Below are 14454 nucleotides of genomic sequence, written 5' to 3'. Positions count from 1 at the left end.
AGGATCTACTGGGGCCTGTCTACTTGCCGGACTTGCCCTTCTTGGCGGCCTTGGCCGGGAGTTCCGCGGGCTTGCCCTTGCCGGCCTTGGCGGATTTGCCCGAGTTACCCGAATTGCCGGAGTTGCCCGCCGCGGGCGCGCTCTTGGTCTTCTTGGCCGTGGCGACCACCGCCGCGTCCGTGGTCTCGGGGGCCCGCGGGGCGACCTCGAGCACGCGCTCGGTGGTGGGTTTGGCGACCGAGTCCGTGGGCGGCTCGCTCCCGTCGGTGTCCTCGAGTGAGGTGATGGCCGCGGGGCCGGGCACCGCGCTGGTGGGCATCTCGGAGTGCACCGACCCGGCGACCCCCCACACCGTGATCGCCGCCGCGGCGACCAACCCCAAGGCGGCGGCGAGGGGCCGCCTGCGCGCCGGAGCGCCCGCGCGCCCGCCTGCCGAGTCCTTCGCCCCCTTGTCGTCCAGTTCCCTGTCGTCCAGTCCCCCGGCGTCCGACCACGTGGCGTCCGGCCACGCGTCGTCCGCCCACGGGAAGAAGTCCAGCTCCACCCGGGTGTCGGCGGGGGCGGGCACGCGCTCCAGGGCTTCCGCGCACGCGCGGGCGGTGGGGCGGCGCGCCGGGCTCAGGGCGGTCATGAGGGCGAGCAGCCGGACCATGACGGGCGGCAGGTCCGGCGGGATCGCGGGCGGGCGGTGCAGCCGGGCGATCGCGCTCTCCACGTCGCCGCCCTGGTACTCGGGCAGGCCGGTCACGCACTCCAGCAGCACCAGGCCCAGGGCGTAGATGTCGGCGCGGGTGTCCACCACGTCGCCGCGGACCTGCTCGGGGGCCAGGTAGGCGGCGGTGCCGACCATCTGGTTGGACGCGGTGATGTGCTCGGACCCGAGCAGCCGGGCCACCCCGAAGTCCACGAGGTGGGGCCGCCCGCCCGCGTCGAGGAGGATGTTCGAGGGCTTGACGTCCCGGTGCGTCACGCCCTGCTCGTGCACGTAGGCCAGCGCCTCGGCCAGCCTGCCGCCCAGCCGCGCGGTCTCGGCGGGGGACAGCGGCCCCTCGGCGATGCGGTCGCGCAGGGTCCCGCCCTCGATCAGCTCCAGGACGACGTACGGCCGCCGCCCGTTCATCCCCGAGTCGTAGACCTCCACCAGGCCGGGGTGGGAGAGCGTCGCGAGCGTGCGGATCTCGTTGTCGAACCGGCGGAGCTCGACGGTGTCGGGCACCCCGCGGAACGTCTTCACGGCCACCGCCCGGTCCAGCCGGGTGTCCCAGGCGCGGTTGACCCGCGCCGCCCCGCCGGAACCCAGCACCTCGCCCATCAGGTAGCGCCCCGCCAGCAACTCGCCGTCCACGTGACCCACCGCGACACCCCTCCGTAGAAGTACTCGCGCGCATCTACCCGTTCCCACCCGGCCCTAAACCACGCGCGCACGAAGCCGCAGGTCGCGGCGCTGTACGCCAGTGTCCGGATGAGCTGTCCGATAAGTGCCGGTGACACGACCGTACCCACGTTCTCGGTCAAGTGCGCTAGGAGTTAACGAGGGACAACCACAGTGGGAGGACTCATGACGCACGGGCCTGCCTCCGCCTCGATACGACAAGTGGCCGCGGAGCTGGTGCGGCACCCGGTGCCGCGGGGGCCGGGGCGGCTGGTGGCCGCGGGCCTGCACGACGTGGTGGCCGCCGTCCGCAGCGGCGCCACGGGCGGCGAGGTGTCGGAGGTGGGGCTCAAGGAGGCCGCCGTCCTGGCGGTGACCGAGGGGGTCTCCCTGCTGGAGGTGATGACGGCCGCGGAGCGCTGGTGCGCGGCGGCGATCGCGGCGGCGTGGCGCGACGCCGACCCCGACGGGTTCGCGGCGGTGGCGGCGGCGGCGGACGCCGTGGCGAAGGCGCAGGTGCGGGCCTCGCGCACGTTCGCGGCGGCGTGGTTCGCCCACTCCCCCACACCGCCGCACACGGTGGTCGCCTCGGCGTTTTTGAACGCTCAAACCCCCGACCTGCTGGCCTCCGCCGCGCGGGTGCCCCTGCCCAGGGGGCGGTTCCTCCTCACCGCGGCGCCGGTCCGCGGGGATGTCGGGCAGGTGGTGACGGCGATGGGCGCCGACACGACCCTGTGGTGCCTCGACGGGAGCGACCTGGTGGTCATGCTGCCCCTGCCCGACCGCAAGCGGACCGCGGCGCTGGACGCCCTGCGCCGCGTCCTGCACCGCGTGCGGACCCTGCTGCGCGGCTCCGCGGTCGCCGTGGCCGGGCAGGCCGCCCACCCGCGGCGGGCACTGCTGCGATCCCGCGAGCTGCGCCCCCTCGTGGCCGACCTGCCGGGCCTGGTCCACGACGAGGACCTGCTGCTGGTCGACTCCACCGCCGCCGCGGACCCGGTGGCCGCCGACGGCCTGGTCTCACTGCTCGACCCCATCCGGCACCTGCCCGAACTCGTCGACTCGCTGCGGGCGGTGTACGCCGCCGACCTGCACCGCGGCAGCGCCGCGCGGGCCCTGGGCGTGCACCGCCAGACCATCGCGCACCGGATGAACCGGATCACCTCGGCGACCGGCCTCGACCCGCTGTCGACCCGGGGGGTGCTGCTGTTCTCGGTGGCGCTGGCCCTGACCGGGCGCCAGAGCGCGCGGGAGGCGGGGTGAGCCGGGACCTGGCGGACGCGCTCGCCGCGGACCAGAGGGCGATCGTCGCCCGGGTCCTGGCGCGGACCGCGAGAGCCATGCCCAGCCTGGGCGAGGAGGTCTTGCGGGTCGCGGCGCCGATCGTGCGGGCGGCGCTGCGCCCCCTCAACACGCCGCTGGACCCGCTGGTGCGCCCCGCCTGCGCCGAGATCGCCCGGCACTTCGTCCGCGCGGGACTGCCCTCCGACGACCTGCTCCGCACCTGCAAGCGCGCCGCGGGGGTCCTGATGGCCGAGATCTGGAGCCGGGCCGGGGAGGGCGGCTGCGCGCAGGCGCTGGCGCTGGCCGCCCGGGTCGCCGAGGACACCGAGGTGATCGCCGACTTCCTCGCCGAGGGCTACCTGGGCGGGGTCTGGCTGGACGCGGGCGCCGCCCGCAGGCAGGCCGCGGTGCGCGGGCTGCTCCTCGGGAGGCTGCCGCCGGGGACGGCGGAGGCGCCCTGCGGCTACCTGGTGGCACACCTGCGGATCACCCACCCCGCGCTGTACGCGCGGGAGGCCACCCGGATGAACCACCAGGCCCGCAGGCGCGACATCCTCGTCCAGGTGCTCGACCACGAGCAGGCGATGGTGCTGATCCGCCCGCTCAACCGCACGGGCACGACCGCGCGGGCCGAGGCCGAGCGCGCCCTGTCGGCGCTGGTCGAACGCGGGGCGGCGCTCGGCTTCTGCGCGCCGGTCGGCGGGTGCGCCTACGCCGACAGCGCCAAGGCCGTGCCGGACGCGGTGCGCTCGGCCGCCTCGCTGGCGCTGATCACCCGGTCGTCGGCGGTGCACCTGGTGGGCGCGGTGGACCTGCTGCTGGAGAACGCGATGAGCGCCGCCCCCGACGCGGCCGTCCGCCTGCACGAGCGGCTGGCGCCGGTGCTCGCCGAGCCGTCCCTGGTGACCACGCTGCGCGTGTTCTTCGACTCCGACCTCGACCGCACGAGCGCCGCCGCCCGGCTGCACATCCACCGCGCGACCCTGGCCAGCCGCCTGCGCCGCGTGCGCGAGCTGACCGGGGTGGTGCCGACCTCGGTCCTGGGGATCAAGCTGTTCACGGTGGCGCTGGCCCTGGCGGAGACGGTCCGGTGAAGCGCCCGCACCGGGTCACCATCGATCGGGTCGCCGCGGAGTCCCGGGTGTCGCGCCAGACGGTGTCCAACGTGCTCAACTACCCCGAGCGGGTGGCGCCGGACACGCTGCGCCGCGTGCGGCTCGCGATCGAGCGGCTCGGCTACCAGCCCGACCGCAGCGCCCGGACGATGGTGCGCAGGCGCGCGGGCCAGGTGGGCTACTGCCTGAGCCCGAACAGCACCGGGTTCATGGACGACTTCCTGCGCGCGCTGTGCGCCGCGGTGGAGGCGTCGGGCTCGCACCTGCTGCTGTTCACCGCCCCGGAGGGGGAAGCGGGGCTGGCCGTCTACGCCGACCTGATCGCCCAGCGGGCCGTGGACGGCTTCGTCTGCGCCCACGTCGTCGACGACGACCCCCGCCCGGCCTGGCTGCACGAGCGCGGTGTGCCGTTCGCCATGTTCGGCCGCACGTGGTCCAGCGGCCCCCGACCTGGCCCGCAGCCCGGCCCGTGGGTCGACGTCGACGGCGCGGGCGCCGCCGCGGCGCTGGTGGCGGGGCTGCGCGAACTCGGCCACTCGCGGATCGCGTTCCTCGACTGGGCCGGGGCCACCGGCGCGATGCTCGACCGGGGGCGCGGCTGCGCCGAGGCGTGCCGGGCCGCGGGCCTGCCGCCGCCGCTGGCCGTGCGCGCCGAGGAGTACGACTCCGCCTCGGCCGAGCGGGCGGTCCGCGCCGCCCTCGCCGCCGAGGACGCGCCGACCGCGGTGGTCGCGGCCAGCGACATCCTCGCCGTCGGGGCGGTGCACGCCGCCTACGCCGCCGGGCTGCGCGTCGGCGAGGACCTGGCGGTCACGGGGTTCGACGACTCCGTGGTCGCCCCGCTCTGCCCGCCGGGGCTGACCTCGGTCCGCCAGCCGGTCGAGGTGATCACCGCCGCGCTCGTGGAGCGGCTGCGGGACCAGGACGCGGGCGGCCTGCTGGTCCAGGGCGAGGTCGTGGTCCGGCTCAGCGCGCCGATCGCGACGCGCTGAGCCAGAAGGCGTCAGGCGAGTACGCGGTCCCCGTTCAGGACGGCGAGGTACTCGGCCTGGCTGGGCAGCGTGGCCGCCAGGTCGGCCGCCTGCGCCCGGACCTTCGCGAACTCGCGGTGGACGCCCTCCTGGGGCAGCAGGTCCAGCGCGGTGCGGTGCTTGCGGGGCAGGTGGCCGCCGAGGCCGAGCAGCATGACGTTGTAGGAGTAGGGCTCGAACCCGTGGTAGTGCGGGTAGACGGTGGAGGCGTCGGGCAGCATGCCCGACCACAGGTCCATGCGCTCGGCGAGCCCGTCGGGCAGCGGCCGCTCCTTGGTCTCCTGCCAGTAGCGGTTGTCGGTCCGCGCGGCGCAGCGGTAGTGCAGGACGAGGAAGTCGCGCACGCCGTCCAGGCACAGTGCCACGGCCCGGTTGTAGGCATCGACGGAGGAGGAGTCCCAGCTGTGGTCCGGGAAGTGGCGGACCAGCTGCTCGATCCCGTGCTGGATGAAGAAGATGCCGGTGGACTCCAGCGGCTCGACGAACCCGCTGGAGAGCCCGATCGCGACGCAGTTGTTGACCCACGACCGGCGGTTGCGCCCGATGCGCATGCGGATGTGGTTGGCCTCGGCGCCCTCGGCGGCCGGGCCGACGTGCTCGCGCAGCGTCCGCTCGGCCTCCTCCGGCGAGCAGTGCTCCTCGGAGTAGACGTAGCCGGTGCCGATGCGGTGGTACAGGGGGATGTTCCAGATCCAGCCCGCCGCCGACGCCGTCGCCGTGGTGCACGGGCGCATGCCGTCGCGCTCCGGGTCCGACGGCACGCGCAGCGCGACGGCGCGGTCGTTGGGCAGGTGGTCCTGATAGGACTCGAAGGTCTCCCCGAGGGTCTTGTTGATCAGCATGCCGCGGAAGCCGGTGCAGTCGATGAACAGCTCGCCGCCGATGCTGCCGTGCTCGGCGGTGACCAGGCCGGTGATGAACCCGCGCTGGTCCTGCTCGACCTCGACGACGTGGTCGAGGACCCGGCGCACCCCGCGCGCGGTGCCGTAGCCCGCGAGGAACTCGGCGAGCTGGGCGGCGTCGAAGTGGTAGGCGTAGGGGAACTGGGTGCTCTGCCGCTCGGTGATGGTCGGCCGGGTCCGGTCGCCGCCGTCGCGCAGCGCCGACTCGAACAGCTCGCCGTCGAGGAACTTCGGCGCCCGCTTGGCGTCGACCAGGGCGGGCAGGACCATGCACTCCTTGTCGAACGGCTGGGTCCCCATCTTCAGCCACCACTCGGTGAGCGGGAAGCCGTCGACGATGCGGGGCCGCTCGAAGGGGTGGTAGAACACCTCGCCCGGCCCGCGCCAGTTCTCGAAGCGGATGGCGAGCTTGTAGCTGGCGTTGCACGCGGGCATCCACTCGGACTCGGCGAGGCCGAGGTAGTCGAAGAAGTGCCGCACGGTGCTGAAGGTCGCCTCGCCCACGCCGATCGTGGGCACCCTCGGCGACTCCACCACGGTGACCGAGATCCGGTCGCCGAAGGCGGCGGTGAGGTAGGTGGCGGTCATCCACCCCGCCGTCCCACCCCCGAACACCACGACCTCGCGCACGGGCGCCCGCTCAGACTGCATAGGGATCTTCCTCCTCATCACCGAGTGCGGTGGCGATCGCGGCGGTCACCGCGGGCCAGGTTCTCGCGGCCGGGTCGATCAGGTCGAAGTGGTCGGCCCCCGGCAGGTCCACGAGCATCACGTCGTCGCCTGCCGCGACGGCGAGGTCCCGGTAGCGCCTGCTCACCCCGAGGGGCACGCGGTCGTCGTCGGTGCCGTGCACGAGCACGCACCGCCTGCCCAGGGGCAGCAGCCGCGCGGGATCGGCCATCCGGTAGCGGTCGGGGCTGCGCCGGGGGTCGCCGAGCAGCGCTTGGACCGCGCCGTCGCCCAAGCCCAGCGCGCCCGCCATCCGCAGGTCGCAGACGGCGGCCAGCGCGACCACCCCGGCGGGGACGAGCCAGCCCTCGACCGGGCGCGCGGAGTTGTCGGCGACCCGGTGGCGCCCCGCGGCCCAGAGCGCGAGGTGGCCGCCCGCCGAGTGTCCCAAGAGGACGGTCTGGTTGCCGGTCACCGCACCGCGGGTGAGCCGCGGCAGCGCGTCGAGCGCGGCGGCGACATCGGTGAAGGTGCCCGGCCACCCGCCGCCGGGGTTGCCGACCCTGCGGTACTCCACCGCGGCGACGAGGTAGCCCGCCTCGGCGAGGGCGACGCACATCGGCCTGGTGTGGGTCCGGTCGTACGCGGCCCGCCAGAAACCGCCGTGCAGCACCACGACCGTGGCGGTGGGGACGCCGGGGGGCCACCACAGGTCGATGAGGTTCTCGGCCCCCGGGCCGTACCGCTTGGTCTCGTCCGGCGCCCGCACCGTGCTGTCCAGCAGCTCCCGCAGCCCCATCCCGGGCCTCCCTCCGCCTCACTGTGAGGCTGCCCGCTGCCCTGGCCCCGGGCGCAGTTCGGCTGGGCGGGCCTTGGGGGGTACCCGGTCGGGCAGGTCGGGCAGGCCGGTGGCGCCCCTCGGCCACACCGCCGAGAGCAGTGGGCCCGTCAGGGCGGTGGTCACCAGCGCCATCGCGATCAGCGCGGTGAACAGCGCGTCGGTGAGCAGGCCCGCCGACCGGCCGATCTCCAGCACGACGATCTCGGTCAGCCCCCGGCAGTTCATCATCGCCGCCAGCGCGAACGAGTCCCGCCGCGGCAGGCCGAGCATCCTGCCCGCGGCCAGCGTCGCGCCCACCTTCGTGACCAGCGCGAGCGCCACCGCCCCGGCCATCACCGCCCACAGCAGCGGGGCCCCGAGGGCGGCCGGGCTCATCGCCAGCCCCACGGAGGCGAAGAACACCGGCAGCAGCAGCGTCCGCACCAGCCACTCCAGACCGCCCAGGACCTCGGCGACCACCCGCGCGGGCGGGGCGGCCAGACCCGCTGCCAGCGCGCCGATCGCCGCGTGCAGCCCCAACTGGTGCGCGCCCCAGGCGCACAGGAAGGCCAGGGCCAGCAGCGCCACCGCGAGCGGCGCCCGCGCCCGCTCGCCATGCCCGGCGAGCCTGCTCAGCGCCGGGCGCACCACCGCGCGCAGGACCACGACGCCCACCACCGCCGGGCCCACGATGCCCAGCAGGCCTGCGCCGCCGAGCACCACGGCCATCAGGCACCAGGCGGTCGCGTCGCAGACGGCCGCCGAGGACATGCCGAGCACGCCCAGCGGCGTCCGCAGCACCCCGCGCTCCTGCAGCACCCTGGCGAGCACCGGCACCGCGGTGATCCCCATCGTGATGCCGCAGAACAGCGCGAAGGACAGCGGGTCGACGCCAGCGGGGCGGAACGCGGCGGGCAGCAGCGGGGCCAGCGCCGCCCCGGCGGCCAGCGGCACGGCCAGCGCGGCGTGCCCGATCACCAGCCCGGCGCGGCCGGTGCCGCGCAGGCCCCCACGGGACAGCTCGGCGCCCACCAGGAACAGGAACAGGACCATGCCCACGGTGGCGAGCGCGGCGATCGCGGTCTCGGTGCCCGGCCCGAACAGCCAGGCGTGCGGCTCGGGCGCCAGCGCGCCGAGCGCGATCGGGCCCAGCGCGACGCACGCCCCGAGCTGGCCGACGACCTCCGGCTGGCGCAGCCGGACCGCGGCACGGCCACCCAGATGGGCGACCACGATGATCGCGGCGAGCGCCAGGATGTGCCGGTGCGCCCCGTGCTCGCCCGACATCGGCGCCGAGTCCCCGCCGCCCATCGGCACGACGACCGCCAGCAGGACGCCGACCGGGACGCCGACCAGGACAAGGTAGGCGACCACGTGCCGCAGGGGGCCGACCCGCATCACCGGGCACCTCCGGACTGCCCGTCCAGGCACCCCTGTCCGCGGTGTGGCGTGGTTAGCATCGCAGCGTCCGTGACTTGCCTCATCGTGAGTCCTTTCTGGAATTTCCTGTTCAGACGGGACCGCATTCGGAACAGGTGGTGTTCAGCGTGGAGCAACGCACAGCCGTGGTGATCGGCGGAGGTATCGGCGGCCTCGCGGCCGCGTGCGGGCTGTCCAGGGCCGGGTGGGACACCGTCGTCTGCGAGCGCGCCCCCGCGCCCCGGGAGGTCGGGGCCGGGCTGTCGGTGGCCCCCAACGCCGTGCGGGCCCTGGACTGGCTCGGCCTCGCCGCACCGCTGCGCGCGGCCGCCCAGCCGCAGGGCATCGGCGTCAAGTCCCGCGCGGGCCGCTGGATGGTGCGGCTGCGCGAATCCGACCTCGTCGGCCGCTACGGGGCGCCCATGTACGCCATGCACCGGGGGGACCTACACCGGATGCTGCTGGACGCGGTCGGGTTCGACCGGGTGCGCACCGGTTACCGGGCCGTCGCGGTGGAACAGGCCGATGGCGGCGCCGTGGTGCGCTTCGAGACCAAGGACGGGCCGCGCGAGGTGCGGGCGGATCTCGTGGTCGCCGCCGACGGTGTCCACAGCCGCACCCGGGCGGCGCTGTTCCCCGCGCACACGGGCGCCACCTACGCCGGGTACGTCTGCTGGCGCGGGATCGCCCCGGCGGGGGCGGTCGTGCCCGACGGCGCCCCCATGTGGACGGACACCTGGGGCCGCGGGGTGCGCTTCGGAGCGGCGCCGCTGACCGGCGGCCAGGTCTTCTGGTACGCCAGCGCGGGCGGCCCGGAGGGCTCCATGGCCGAGGTGACCCTGGCCGACATCGCGGCGCGCTTCGGCGCGTGGCACTCCCCGATCGCGGACCTGCTGGCCGCCTCGGACCCGAAAGCGTTGCTGCGCAACGACATCTACTACGTCCGCGACCCCCTGCCGCGCTTCACCCACGGCCGGGTCGCGCTGCTCGGGGACGCCGCGCACGCGGTGACCCCGGACATCGGCCAGGGGGCCTGCCTGGCCGTCGAGGACGCCGTCGTCCTGGCCCAGTGCGTCTCCGCCCACTACGACGTGGCCGACGCGCTGCGGGCCTACGACACCGCGCGCAGGCCGAGGACCCAGCGGCTGGCGACCCTGTCCGGCCGCTCGGCCCGGGTGCAGCAGGCCGCCAACCCCGTCGCCGCCACCCTGCGGGACCTGGCCGTGCGGCTGACGCCCACCCGGGCCTACCTGGAGGCCGGGGCCGAGGCGCTGGGCTGGCGGCCAGAACCCGCCGCCTGAACGGAACCCGCCGCGTGAAGGGGGCCCGCCGCCTGATGAGCCGCTCCCGGCGGGGGCCCCGGGAGCGGCGCGCTCACGCCGGGCGCGCCACCAGCACATCGAAGGGGCCGATCGAGCTCCGGGTGTCCTGGCGCAGCCCGGCGGCGGCGAACAGGGCGAGGTACTCGTCGGCGGTCCGCTCGCGGCCGCCGGTGTTGACCAGCATGTTGAGGTCGCTCATGACCATGCCCGCGGCCTCGGGCGCGGCGAGGTCGGGCAGCACGGGCTCGACGACGACCACGGTCCCGCCCTCGGCCATCGCCGCGCGGCAGCCGGTGAGCAGGCGCACGGCGTTGTCGTCGTCCCAGTCGTGCAGCACGCTCTTGAGCAGGTAGGCGTCGGCCCCTTCCGGCAGGTCCGCGAAGAAGTCACCCGCGCGCACCCGCGCCCGGTCCTCGACGCCCGCCGCCGCGAACACCCGGTCGGCCCCCACCACGCCCGCGGGCAGGTCGACCAGGACGCCGCGGGTCCGCGGGCACGCGGCGAGCACCCGCGCCAGCAGGGTCCCGTTCCCGCCGCCGACGTCGACCACCGTGCCGAAGCGGGTGAAGTCGACCGCGCCGACGACGCCCGCCGCGACGGCGTTGGTGAACTGCTCCATCGCGGTGTTGAACACCTCCGCCTCCTCGGGGTGCTCGGCGAGGTAGGCGAAGTGCGTCGTGCCGATCACCTTGTCCCAGGCGGGCTGCCCGGTGCGCACCGAGTACTCCAGCTCGCCCCAGCTGCGCCACGCCTCGGGGCCGCTCACGACCAGCGCCATGCCGTGCAGCGAGCCCGGCACGTCCGAGCGCAGCCCGTCGCACAGCGGGCCGGGGGCGAACTCGCCCGGCTCGGTCTCCACGAGCACGCCCAGGCAGGCCATGGCCCGCAGCAGCCTGCGCAGCGCCCCGGGGTGGGCGCCGGTCGCCTCGGCGAGCTCGGTCGCGCCGGTGGTGCCCGCGGCCACCAGGTCCGGCAGCCGCAGCCGGGCCGCGACGTGCACCACCTGCGCGGTCGCCAGGCCGAAGAGCATCGGCATCAGGTCGGGGCCTGTTCGGGTCTGGCTCATCGCCTCGTCCTCTCTGTCTGCTGGTCGGGAATCGGGATCTGGGCCCACGACCGGTACTGCCGCCTGCCGTAGAGCAGCGGGGTGGCGGGCTCGGTGTGCACGCGGCGCACCGAGCCGAAGACCACGACGTGGTCGCCCGCCGCCCGGCTGTCCCAGACCTCGCACTCGGCCACGGCGTGCGCGTGCTGGGGCAGCCACGGCAGCCCGCCGTCGGGGCCGGGGGCCCACTCCACCCGCGCGAAGCGGTCGGTGACCGGGGAGGCGAAGATCTCCGCGGCGCCGCGGCCGCGGTGGTGGAGCAGGTTGACGGCGAACGCCCCGGTGCGGCGCAGCGCGGCGAGGGTGCCGCTGAGGGCGTGCAGGCACACCAGCAGCAGCGGCGGGTCCAGGCTCACCGACGCGAGCGAGGTGCAGGTGACCCCGCGCGGGGTGCCGCCCGCCTCCCTCGCGGTCACCACCGCCACCCCGCTGGGGAACAGGCTCATCAGGCTGCGGAAGGCTTCCGGGCTCGCCGTCTCCGGCGGTTCTGGTCGGGTCGCGCTCACCACGCGCACCACCTCCACTCACGCGCGCACGGCAGGCGCCGTGCGGCCCGCCGAGCATCGCGCGGACCGCTCGCGGGAGCGCTGCCCCGGCGAGGTGGCCAGTCGGGTACCCCGCCGAGGGGGACGCGCGCCGGGCCCGTCGGCCTAGCGTCGGGGCCGAGATCAGCAGCCGAGCCTGCGGGAGTGGCGATGGGCCTACACGGCAAAGCAGTGGTGGTGACCGGCGCGGGCACCGGGATCGGGGCCGCGACCGCGGTGGCCGTCGCGGCCCGCGGCGCCGCCGTGGCGCTGGTCGGACGGCGGCGGGACGCCCTGGAGGACACCGCGGCGGCCGCGAAGGACCGCGGCGCGCCCCGGGTCGTGGTGATTCCCGCCGACCTCACCGACGACGACGACGTCACCCGGGTGGCCGAGACCGTACTGGCCGAACTGGACGAGGTGGACGGACTGGTGAACAACGCGGGCATCGGCCGCTTCGCGCCGCTGCGCGACGCCGACTTCGCGGACCTGCGCTACATGTTCGACCTGCACGTCACCGCGCCCGCGCGGCTGATCCGCGAGTTCCTGCCGAGCCTGGCGCGGCGGCACGGCGCGGTGGTCAACGTGACGTCGGTGGCGGGCTCCCTGGCCGCGCCGAACCGCTCCTTCTACGGAGCGACCAAGGCCGCGGCCAACCACCTCACCCGCTCGCTGGCCCGGGAACTGGCGCCGGACGTGCGGGTCAACGCGATCGTGCCGGGACCGGTGGACACCCCGATCTACGACGGGCTCCCGCTCTCGCCCGAGGGGCTGGCGGAGTTCCGCTCGGCCCTCACCGAGGCGACGCCGATGGGCCGCTTCGGCGGCCCCGGCGAGGTGGCCCCGTGGATCTGCGCGCTGCTCGACGAGTCGGCGTCGTGGCTGACCGGGGTGCTGCTGCCCGTGGACGGGGGGCGGTGCGCATGACCGGGTCCACCCGCACCCGCCCGCGCGCGGCCGCGCTGCCCCCGTCCGCCGTGCACGCGATCTACCGGTCGGTGAACGCCTGGCAGGCGCGGACCGGCCGCGAGGCGGCCCGGCTCGACGTCGGCGAACCGGCGTTCTCCCCGCCCCGGGAGGCCGTCGAGGCCCTGGTGGACGCGGTCCGCTCGGGACGGGCGGGGTACACGAGCGCCGAGGGGCTCGCGCCGCTGCGCGCGGCCTTGGCCGACAAGCTCATCGCCCAGGGCCACGACACCGACCCCGACCGCGTGCTGGTCTGCGCGGGAGCCGCGCAGGGGCTCACGTCGCTGCTCATGTCGCTGGCCGACCCCGGTGACGAGATCCTGCTGCCCGCCCTGCACTGGCCGATCCACCTGCAGCAGAGCATGCTCGCCGGGCTGCGGCCGCTCTGCTACCCGCTCGACGAGCACGGTCTGCCCGACCCGGCGGCGCTGCGCGCGCTGGGCGGCCCCCGGTCGCGGGTGCTGCTGCTCAACTCCCCCGCCAACCCCTCGGGCGCGGTGTACGACCGCGACCTGATCGCCGCGCTGCTGGAGGTGGCCGAGGAGCGGGACTGGCAGGTCGTCAGCGACGAGGCGTACGAGCACTTCGCCTGGGACCGGCCGCACATCAGCGTCGCCGCCCTTGAGGCCGGGCTGGCGCCCGCGGCGCGCCGGGTGTCCACCGCGTACAGCTTCTCCAAGTCCTACGCCATGACCGGGTACCGGCTGGGCTACATCGCCCTGCCCGACAGGGAGCGGGCCACGACGTTCCGCGTCGTGCAGGAGGCGGCGATCCTCAGCTCGCCGACGCCGGTGCAGTACGCGGGGCTGGCCGCGCTGGCCACGGACGCGGCGATGGCCAACCGCGACCTGGTCGCCTCGGCGAGGACGGCGCTGGCGCCGCTGGTCGACGCCGGACTGCTCGACCGCCTCCCGGCGGGCGGCTGGTTCGCCATGCTCGACCTGGCCGGGGTGGGCGGCGGCGACGCCGAGCGGTTCGCCGCGACGCTGCTGGAGGAGGAGGCCGTCGCCCTGGCCCCGGCCCGCGGGTTCGCGATGCGCCCGGGGCCCGACGGCGGCCTGGAAGCCGACCCCACCGCCCACAGCAGGCTGCGACTGGCCTACTGCGGGGACCCTGCGGTCGTCGGCGCCGCCGCGACCGCGATCGCCGAGTTCGCCAGGAGGTGGCAGCCATGAGCGGCGTGACCTATGCGGGGTACCTGCGCCTGCCCGAGCTGCTCGGGGCCATCCGCCCGCTCTCCCCGCCAGGGGACCGGCGGGTGTACAGCGCCGAGCACTTCTTCATCGTCGCCCACCAGGCGTCCGAGCTGTGGCTGCGCCAGGTCCTGGTCGACCTCGACCTCGCCGTGCACGCCGTCGACGACGGCCAGCCGGAGGTGGGCGCGGCGGCCACGGCCCGCGCCGCGGCGGCGCTGCGCCTGCTCGCCGAGCACGTCGGCCTGCTCAGGGCACTGTCCCCCAGGGACTTCGCCAACTTCCGCCAGCTGCTCGGCCAGGCCAGCGGCGCGCACTCGGGCCAGTTCCGCTCGGTGCGCAGGGCTTTGGGCCTGGAGGGCGGCGACGGTCCACTCTGGACGACCCTGGTCGCCGCGGCCGACGGCCGCGGTCTCAGCGTGTCGGACCTCTACACCAGTGCCGACGACAGCGACCCGCTGTTCCGCCTCGCCGAGGCGATGGTCGAGCTGAGCCAGGCGTACTGGACCTGGCAGGTGGTCCACGTCGAGGTGGTGCGCCGCAGCATCGGCAACGCCAGGGGCACCGGGCGCACCAGCGGCGCCGAGTACCTGGCGGGCAGGCTCGGCGCCCCGTTCCCCGAGCTGTGGGAGGCGCGCTCGCTCCTGCACGAGAGCTCGACGGTCCCCTCCCCCCGCTAGGGCGTGTTTCAGGTGTGGAGCACGCCTTAGCCCGCACACCCAGGCCGTGTTT

At 75.5% G+C, this 14454-nt stretch carries 13 protein-coding genes; 7 read left to right on the top strand and 6 right to left on the bottom strand.

The genetic code is table 11. The features are described from left to right. Nucleotides 1-19: 19 nt before the first annotated feature. The gene (locus ACTG9Q_RS14220) at nt 20-1354 is read right to left on the bottom strand and encodes a serine/threonine-protein kinase (RefSeq protein ID WP_455573225.1); all 1335 of its coding nucleotides are present in this window, start codon (nt 1352-1354) and stop codon (nt 20-22) included. Nucleotides 1355-1594: 240 nt separating this feature from the next. Between ACTG9Q_RS14220 and ACTG9Q_RS14215 the strand changes: the two genes are divergently transcribed. The 3 genes from ACTG9Q_RS14215 to ACTG9Q_RS14205 are packed head-to-tail and all read left to right on the top strand — an operon-like array spanning nt 1595 to nt 4763. Further along, on the top strand, nt 1595-2635 hold the full coding sequence (locus tag ACTG9Q_RS14215) for a helix-turn-helix domain-containing protein (protein ID WP_455573224.1): 1041 nt from the start codon (nt 1595-1597) through the stop codon (nt 2633-2635). Next, nucleotides 2632-3750 carry a helix-turn-helix domain-containing protein gene (locus ACTG9Q_RS14210; RefSeq protein WP_455573223.1) on the top strand — a complete coding sequence of 373 codons (1119 nt, stop codon included), beginning with the start codon at nt 2632-2634 and terminating at the stop codon, nt 3748-3750. Before ACTG9Q_RS14215 ends, ACTG9Q_RS14210 begins: the two co-directional genes overlap by 4 nt. Continuing rightward, nucleotides 3747-4763, top strand: coding sequence for a LacI family DNA-binding transcriptional regulator (locus tag ACTG9Q_RS14205; RefSeq protein ID WP_455573222.1), 1017 nt, complete (start codon nt 3747-3749; stop codon nt 4761-4763). The genes ACTG9Q_RS14210 and ACTG9Q_RS14205 overlap by 4 nt, the downstream gene beginning before the upstream one ends. An 11-nt stretch (nt 4764-4774) precedes the next feature. Here the strand turns inward: ACTG9Q_RS14205 and ACTG9Q_RS14200 are convergent, their stop codons facing one another. From ACTG9Q_RS14200 to ACTG9Q_RS14190, 3 genes are read right to left on the bottom strand one after another with little or no spacing between them, the layout of a single operon-like run. Continuing rightward, on the bottom strand, nt 4775-6355 hold the full coding sequence (locus ACTG9Q_RS14200) for a tryptophan halogenase family protein (RefSeq protein WP_455573221.1): 1581 nt from the start codon (nt 6353-6355) through the stop codon (nt 4775-4777). Further along, nucleotides 6345-7172: an alpha/beta hydrolase family protein gene (locus ACTG9Q_RS14195; protein ID WP_455573220.1), complete on the bottom strand. Its 828-nt coding sequence runs from the start codon at nt 7170-7172 to the stop codon at nt 6345-6347. The genes ACTG9Q_RS14200 and ACTG9Q_RS14195 overlap by 11 nt, the downstream gene beginning before the upstream one ends. Nucleotides 7173-7190: 18 nt before the next feature. Continuing rightward, on the bottom strand, nt 7191-8591 hold the full coding sequence (locus tag ACTG9Q_RS14190) for a cation:proton antiporter (protein ID WP_455573219.1): 1401 nt from the start codon (nt 8589-8591) through the stop codon (nt 7191-7193). Between the two features lie 149 nt (nt 8592-8740). Here ACTG9Q_RS14190 and ACTG9Q_RS14185 point away from each other — a divergent pair, with 149 nt between their 5' ends. Then, nucleotides 8741-9913 (top strand): FAD-dependent monooxygenase, encoded by a 1173-nt coding sequence (locus ACTG9Q_RS14185; RefSeq protein WP_455573218.1) that lies wholly within the window; start codon nt 8741-8743, stop codon nt 9911-9913. A 73-nt stretch (nt 9914-9986) separates the two neighbouring features. Here ACTG9Q_RS14185 and ACTG9Q_RS14180 read toward each other — a convergent pair whose 3' ends face one another. Together ACTG9Q_RS14180 and ACTG9Q_RS14175 are read right to left on the bottom strand one after the other, a co-directional pair. Next, the gene (locus tag ACTG9Q_RS14180; protein WP_455573217.1) at nt 9987-11000 is read right to left on the bottom strand and encodes a methyltransferase; all 1014 of its coding nucleotides are present in this window, start codon (nt 10998-11000) and stop codon (nt 9987-9989) included. Continuing rightward, nucleotides 10997-11545 (bottom strand): flavin reductase family protein, encoded by a 549-nt coding sequence (locus ACTG9Q_RS14175; RefSeq protein WP_455573216.1) that lies wholly within the window; start codon nt 11543-11545, stop codon nt 10997-10999. Before ACTG9Q_RS14175 ends, ACTG9Q_RS14180 begins: the two co-directional genes overlap by 4 nt. A 189-nt stretch (nt 11546-11734) precedes the next feature. Between ACTG9Q_RS14175 and ACTG9Q_RS14170 the strand changes: the two genes are divergently transcribed. From ACTG9Q_RS14170 to ACTG9Q_RS14160, 3 genes are read left to right on the top strand one after another with little or no spacing between them, the layout of a single operon-like run. After that, nucleotides 11735-12490 carry an SDR family NAD(P)-dependent oxidoreductase gene (locus ACTG9Q_RS14170; protein WP_455573215.1) on the top strand — a complete coding sequence of 252 codons (756 nt, stop codon included), beginning with the start codon at nt 11735-11737 and terminating at the stop codon, nt 12488-12490. Further along, entirely contained in the window at nt 12487-13704 is a 1218-nt protein-coding gene (locus ACTG9Q_RS14165) for a pyridoxal phosphate-dependent aminotransferase (RefSeq protein WP_455573214.1), read from the top strand. The genes ACTG9Q_RS14170 and ACTG9Q_RS14165 overlap by 4 nt, the downstream gene beginning before the upstream one ends. Then, the gene (locus tag ACTG9Q_RS14160; RefSeq protein WP_455573213.1) at nt 13701-14402 is read left to right on the top strand and encodes a tryptophan 2,3-dioxygenase family protein; all 702 of its coding nucleotides are present in this window, start codon (nt 13701-13703) and stop codon (nt 14400-14402) included. Before ACTG9Q_RS14165 ends, ACTG9Q_RS14160 begins: the two co-directional genes overlap by 4 nt. The last annotated feature ends 52 nt before the right edge of the window (nt 14403-14454 follow it).

The sequence above is a fragment of the Actinokineospora lacus genome (genome assembly GCF_053813445.1).
This window is presented reverse-complemented; position numbering and strand designations above follow the sequence as displayed.

Bases quoted from the DNA above. Each gene is read 5' to 3' on its own strand.
- ACTG9Q_RS14200 (WP_455573221.1), bottom strand. From the start codon at position 6,355: ATGCAGTCTGAGCGGGCGCCCGTGCGCGAGGTCGTGGTGTTCGGGGGT.
- ACTG9Q_RS14170 (WP_455573215.1), top strand. From the start codon at position 11,735: ATGGGCCTACACGGCAAAGCAGTGGTGGTGACCGGCGCGGGCACCGGG.
- ACTG9Q_RS14195 (WP_455573220.1), bottom strand. From the start codon at position 7,172: ATGGGGCTGCGGGAGCTGCTGGACAGCACGGTGCGGGCGCCGGACGAG.
- ACTG9Q_RS14160 (WP_455573213.1), top strand. From the start codon at position 13,701: ATGAGCGGCGTGACCTATGCGGGGTACCTGCGCCTGCCCGAGCTGCTC.
- ACTG9Q_RS14165 (WP_455573214.1), top strand. From the start codon at position 12,487: ATGACCGGGTCCACCCGCACCCGCCCGCGCGCGGCCGCGCTGCCCCCG.
- ACTG9Q_RS14180 (WP_455573217.1), bottom strand. From the start codon at position 11,000: ATGAGCCAGACCCGAACAGGCCCCGACCTGATGCCGATGCTCTTCGGC.
- ACTG9Q_RS14190 (WP_455573219.1), bottom strand. From the start codon at position 8,591: ATGCGGGTCGGCCCCCTGCGGCACGTGGTCGCCTACCTTGTCCTGGTC.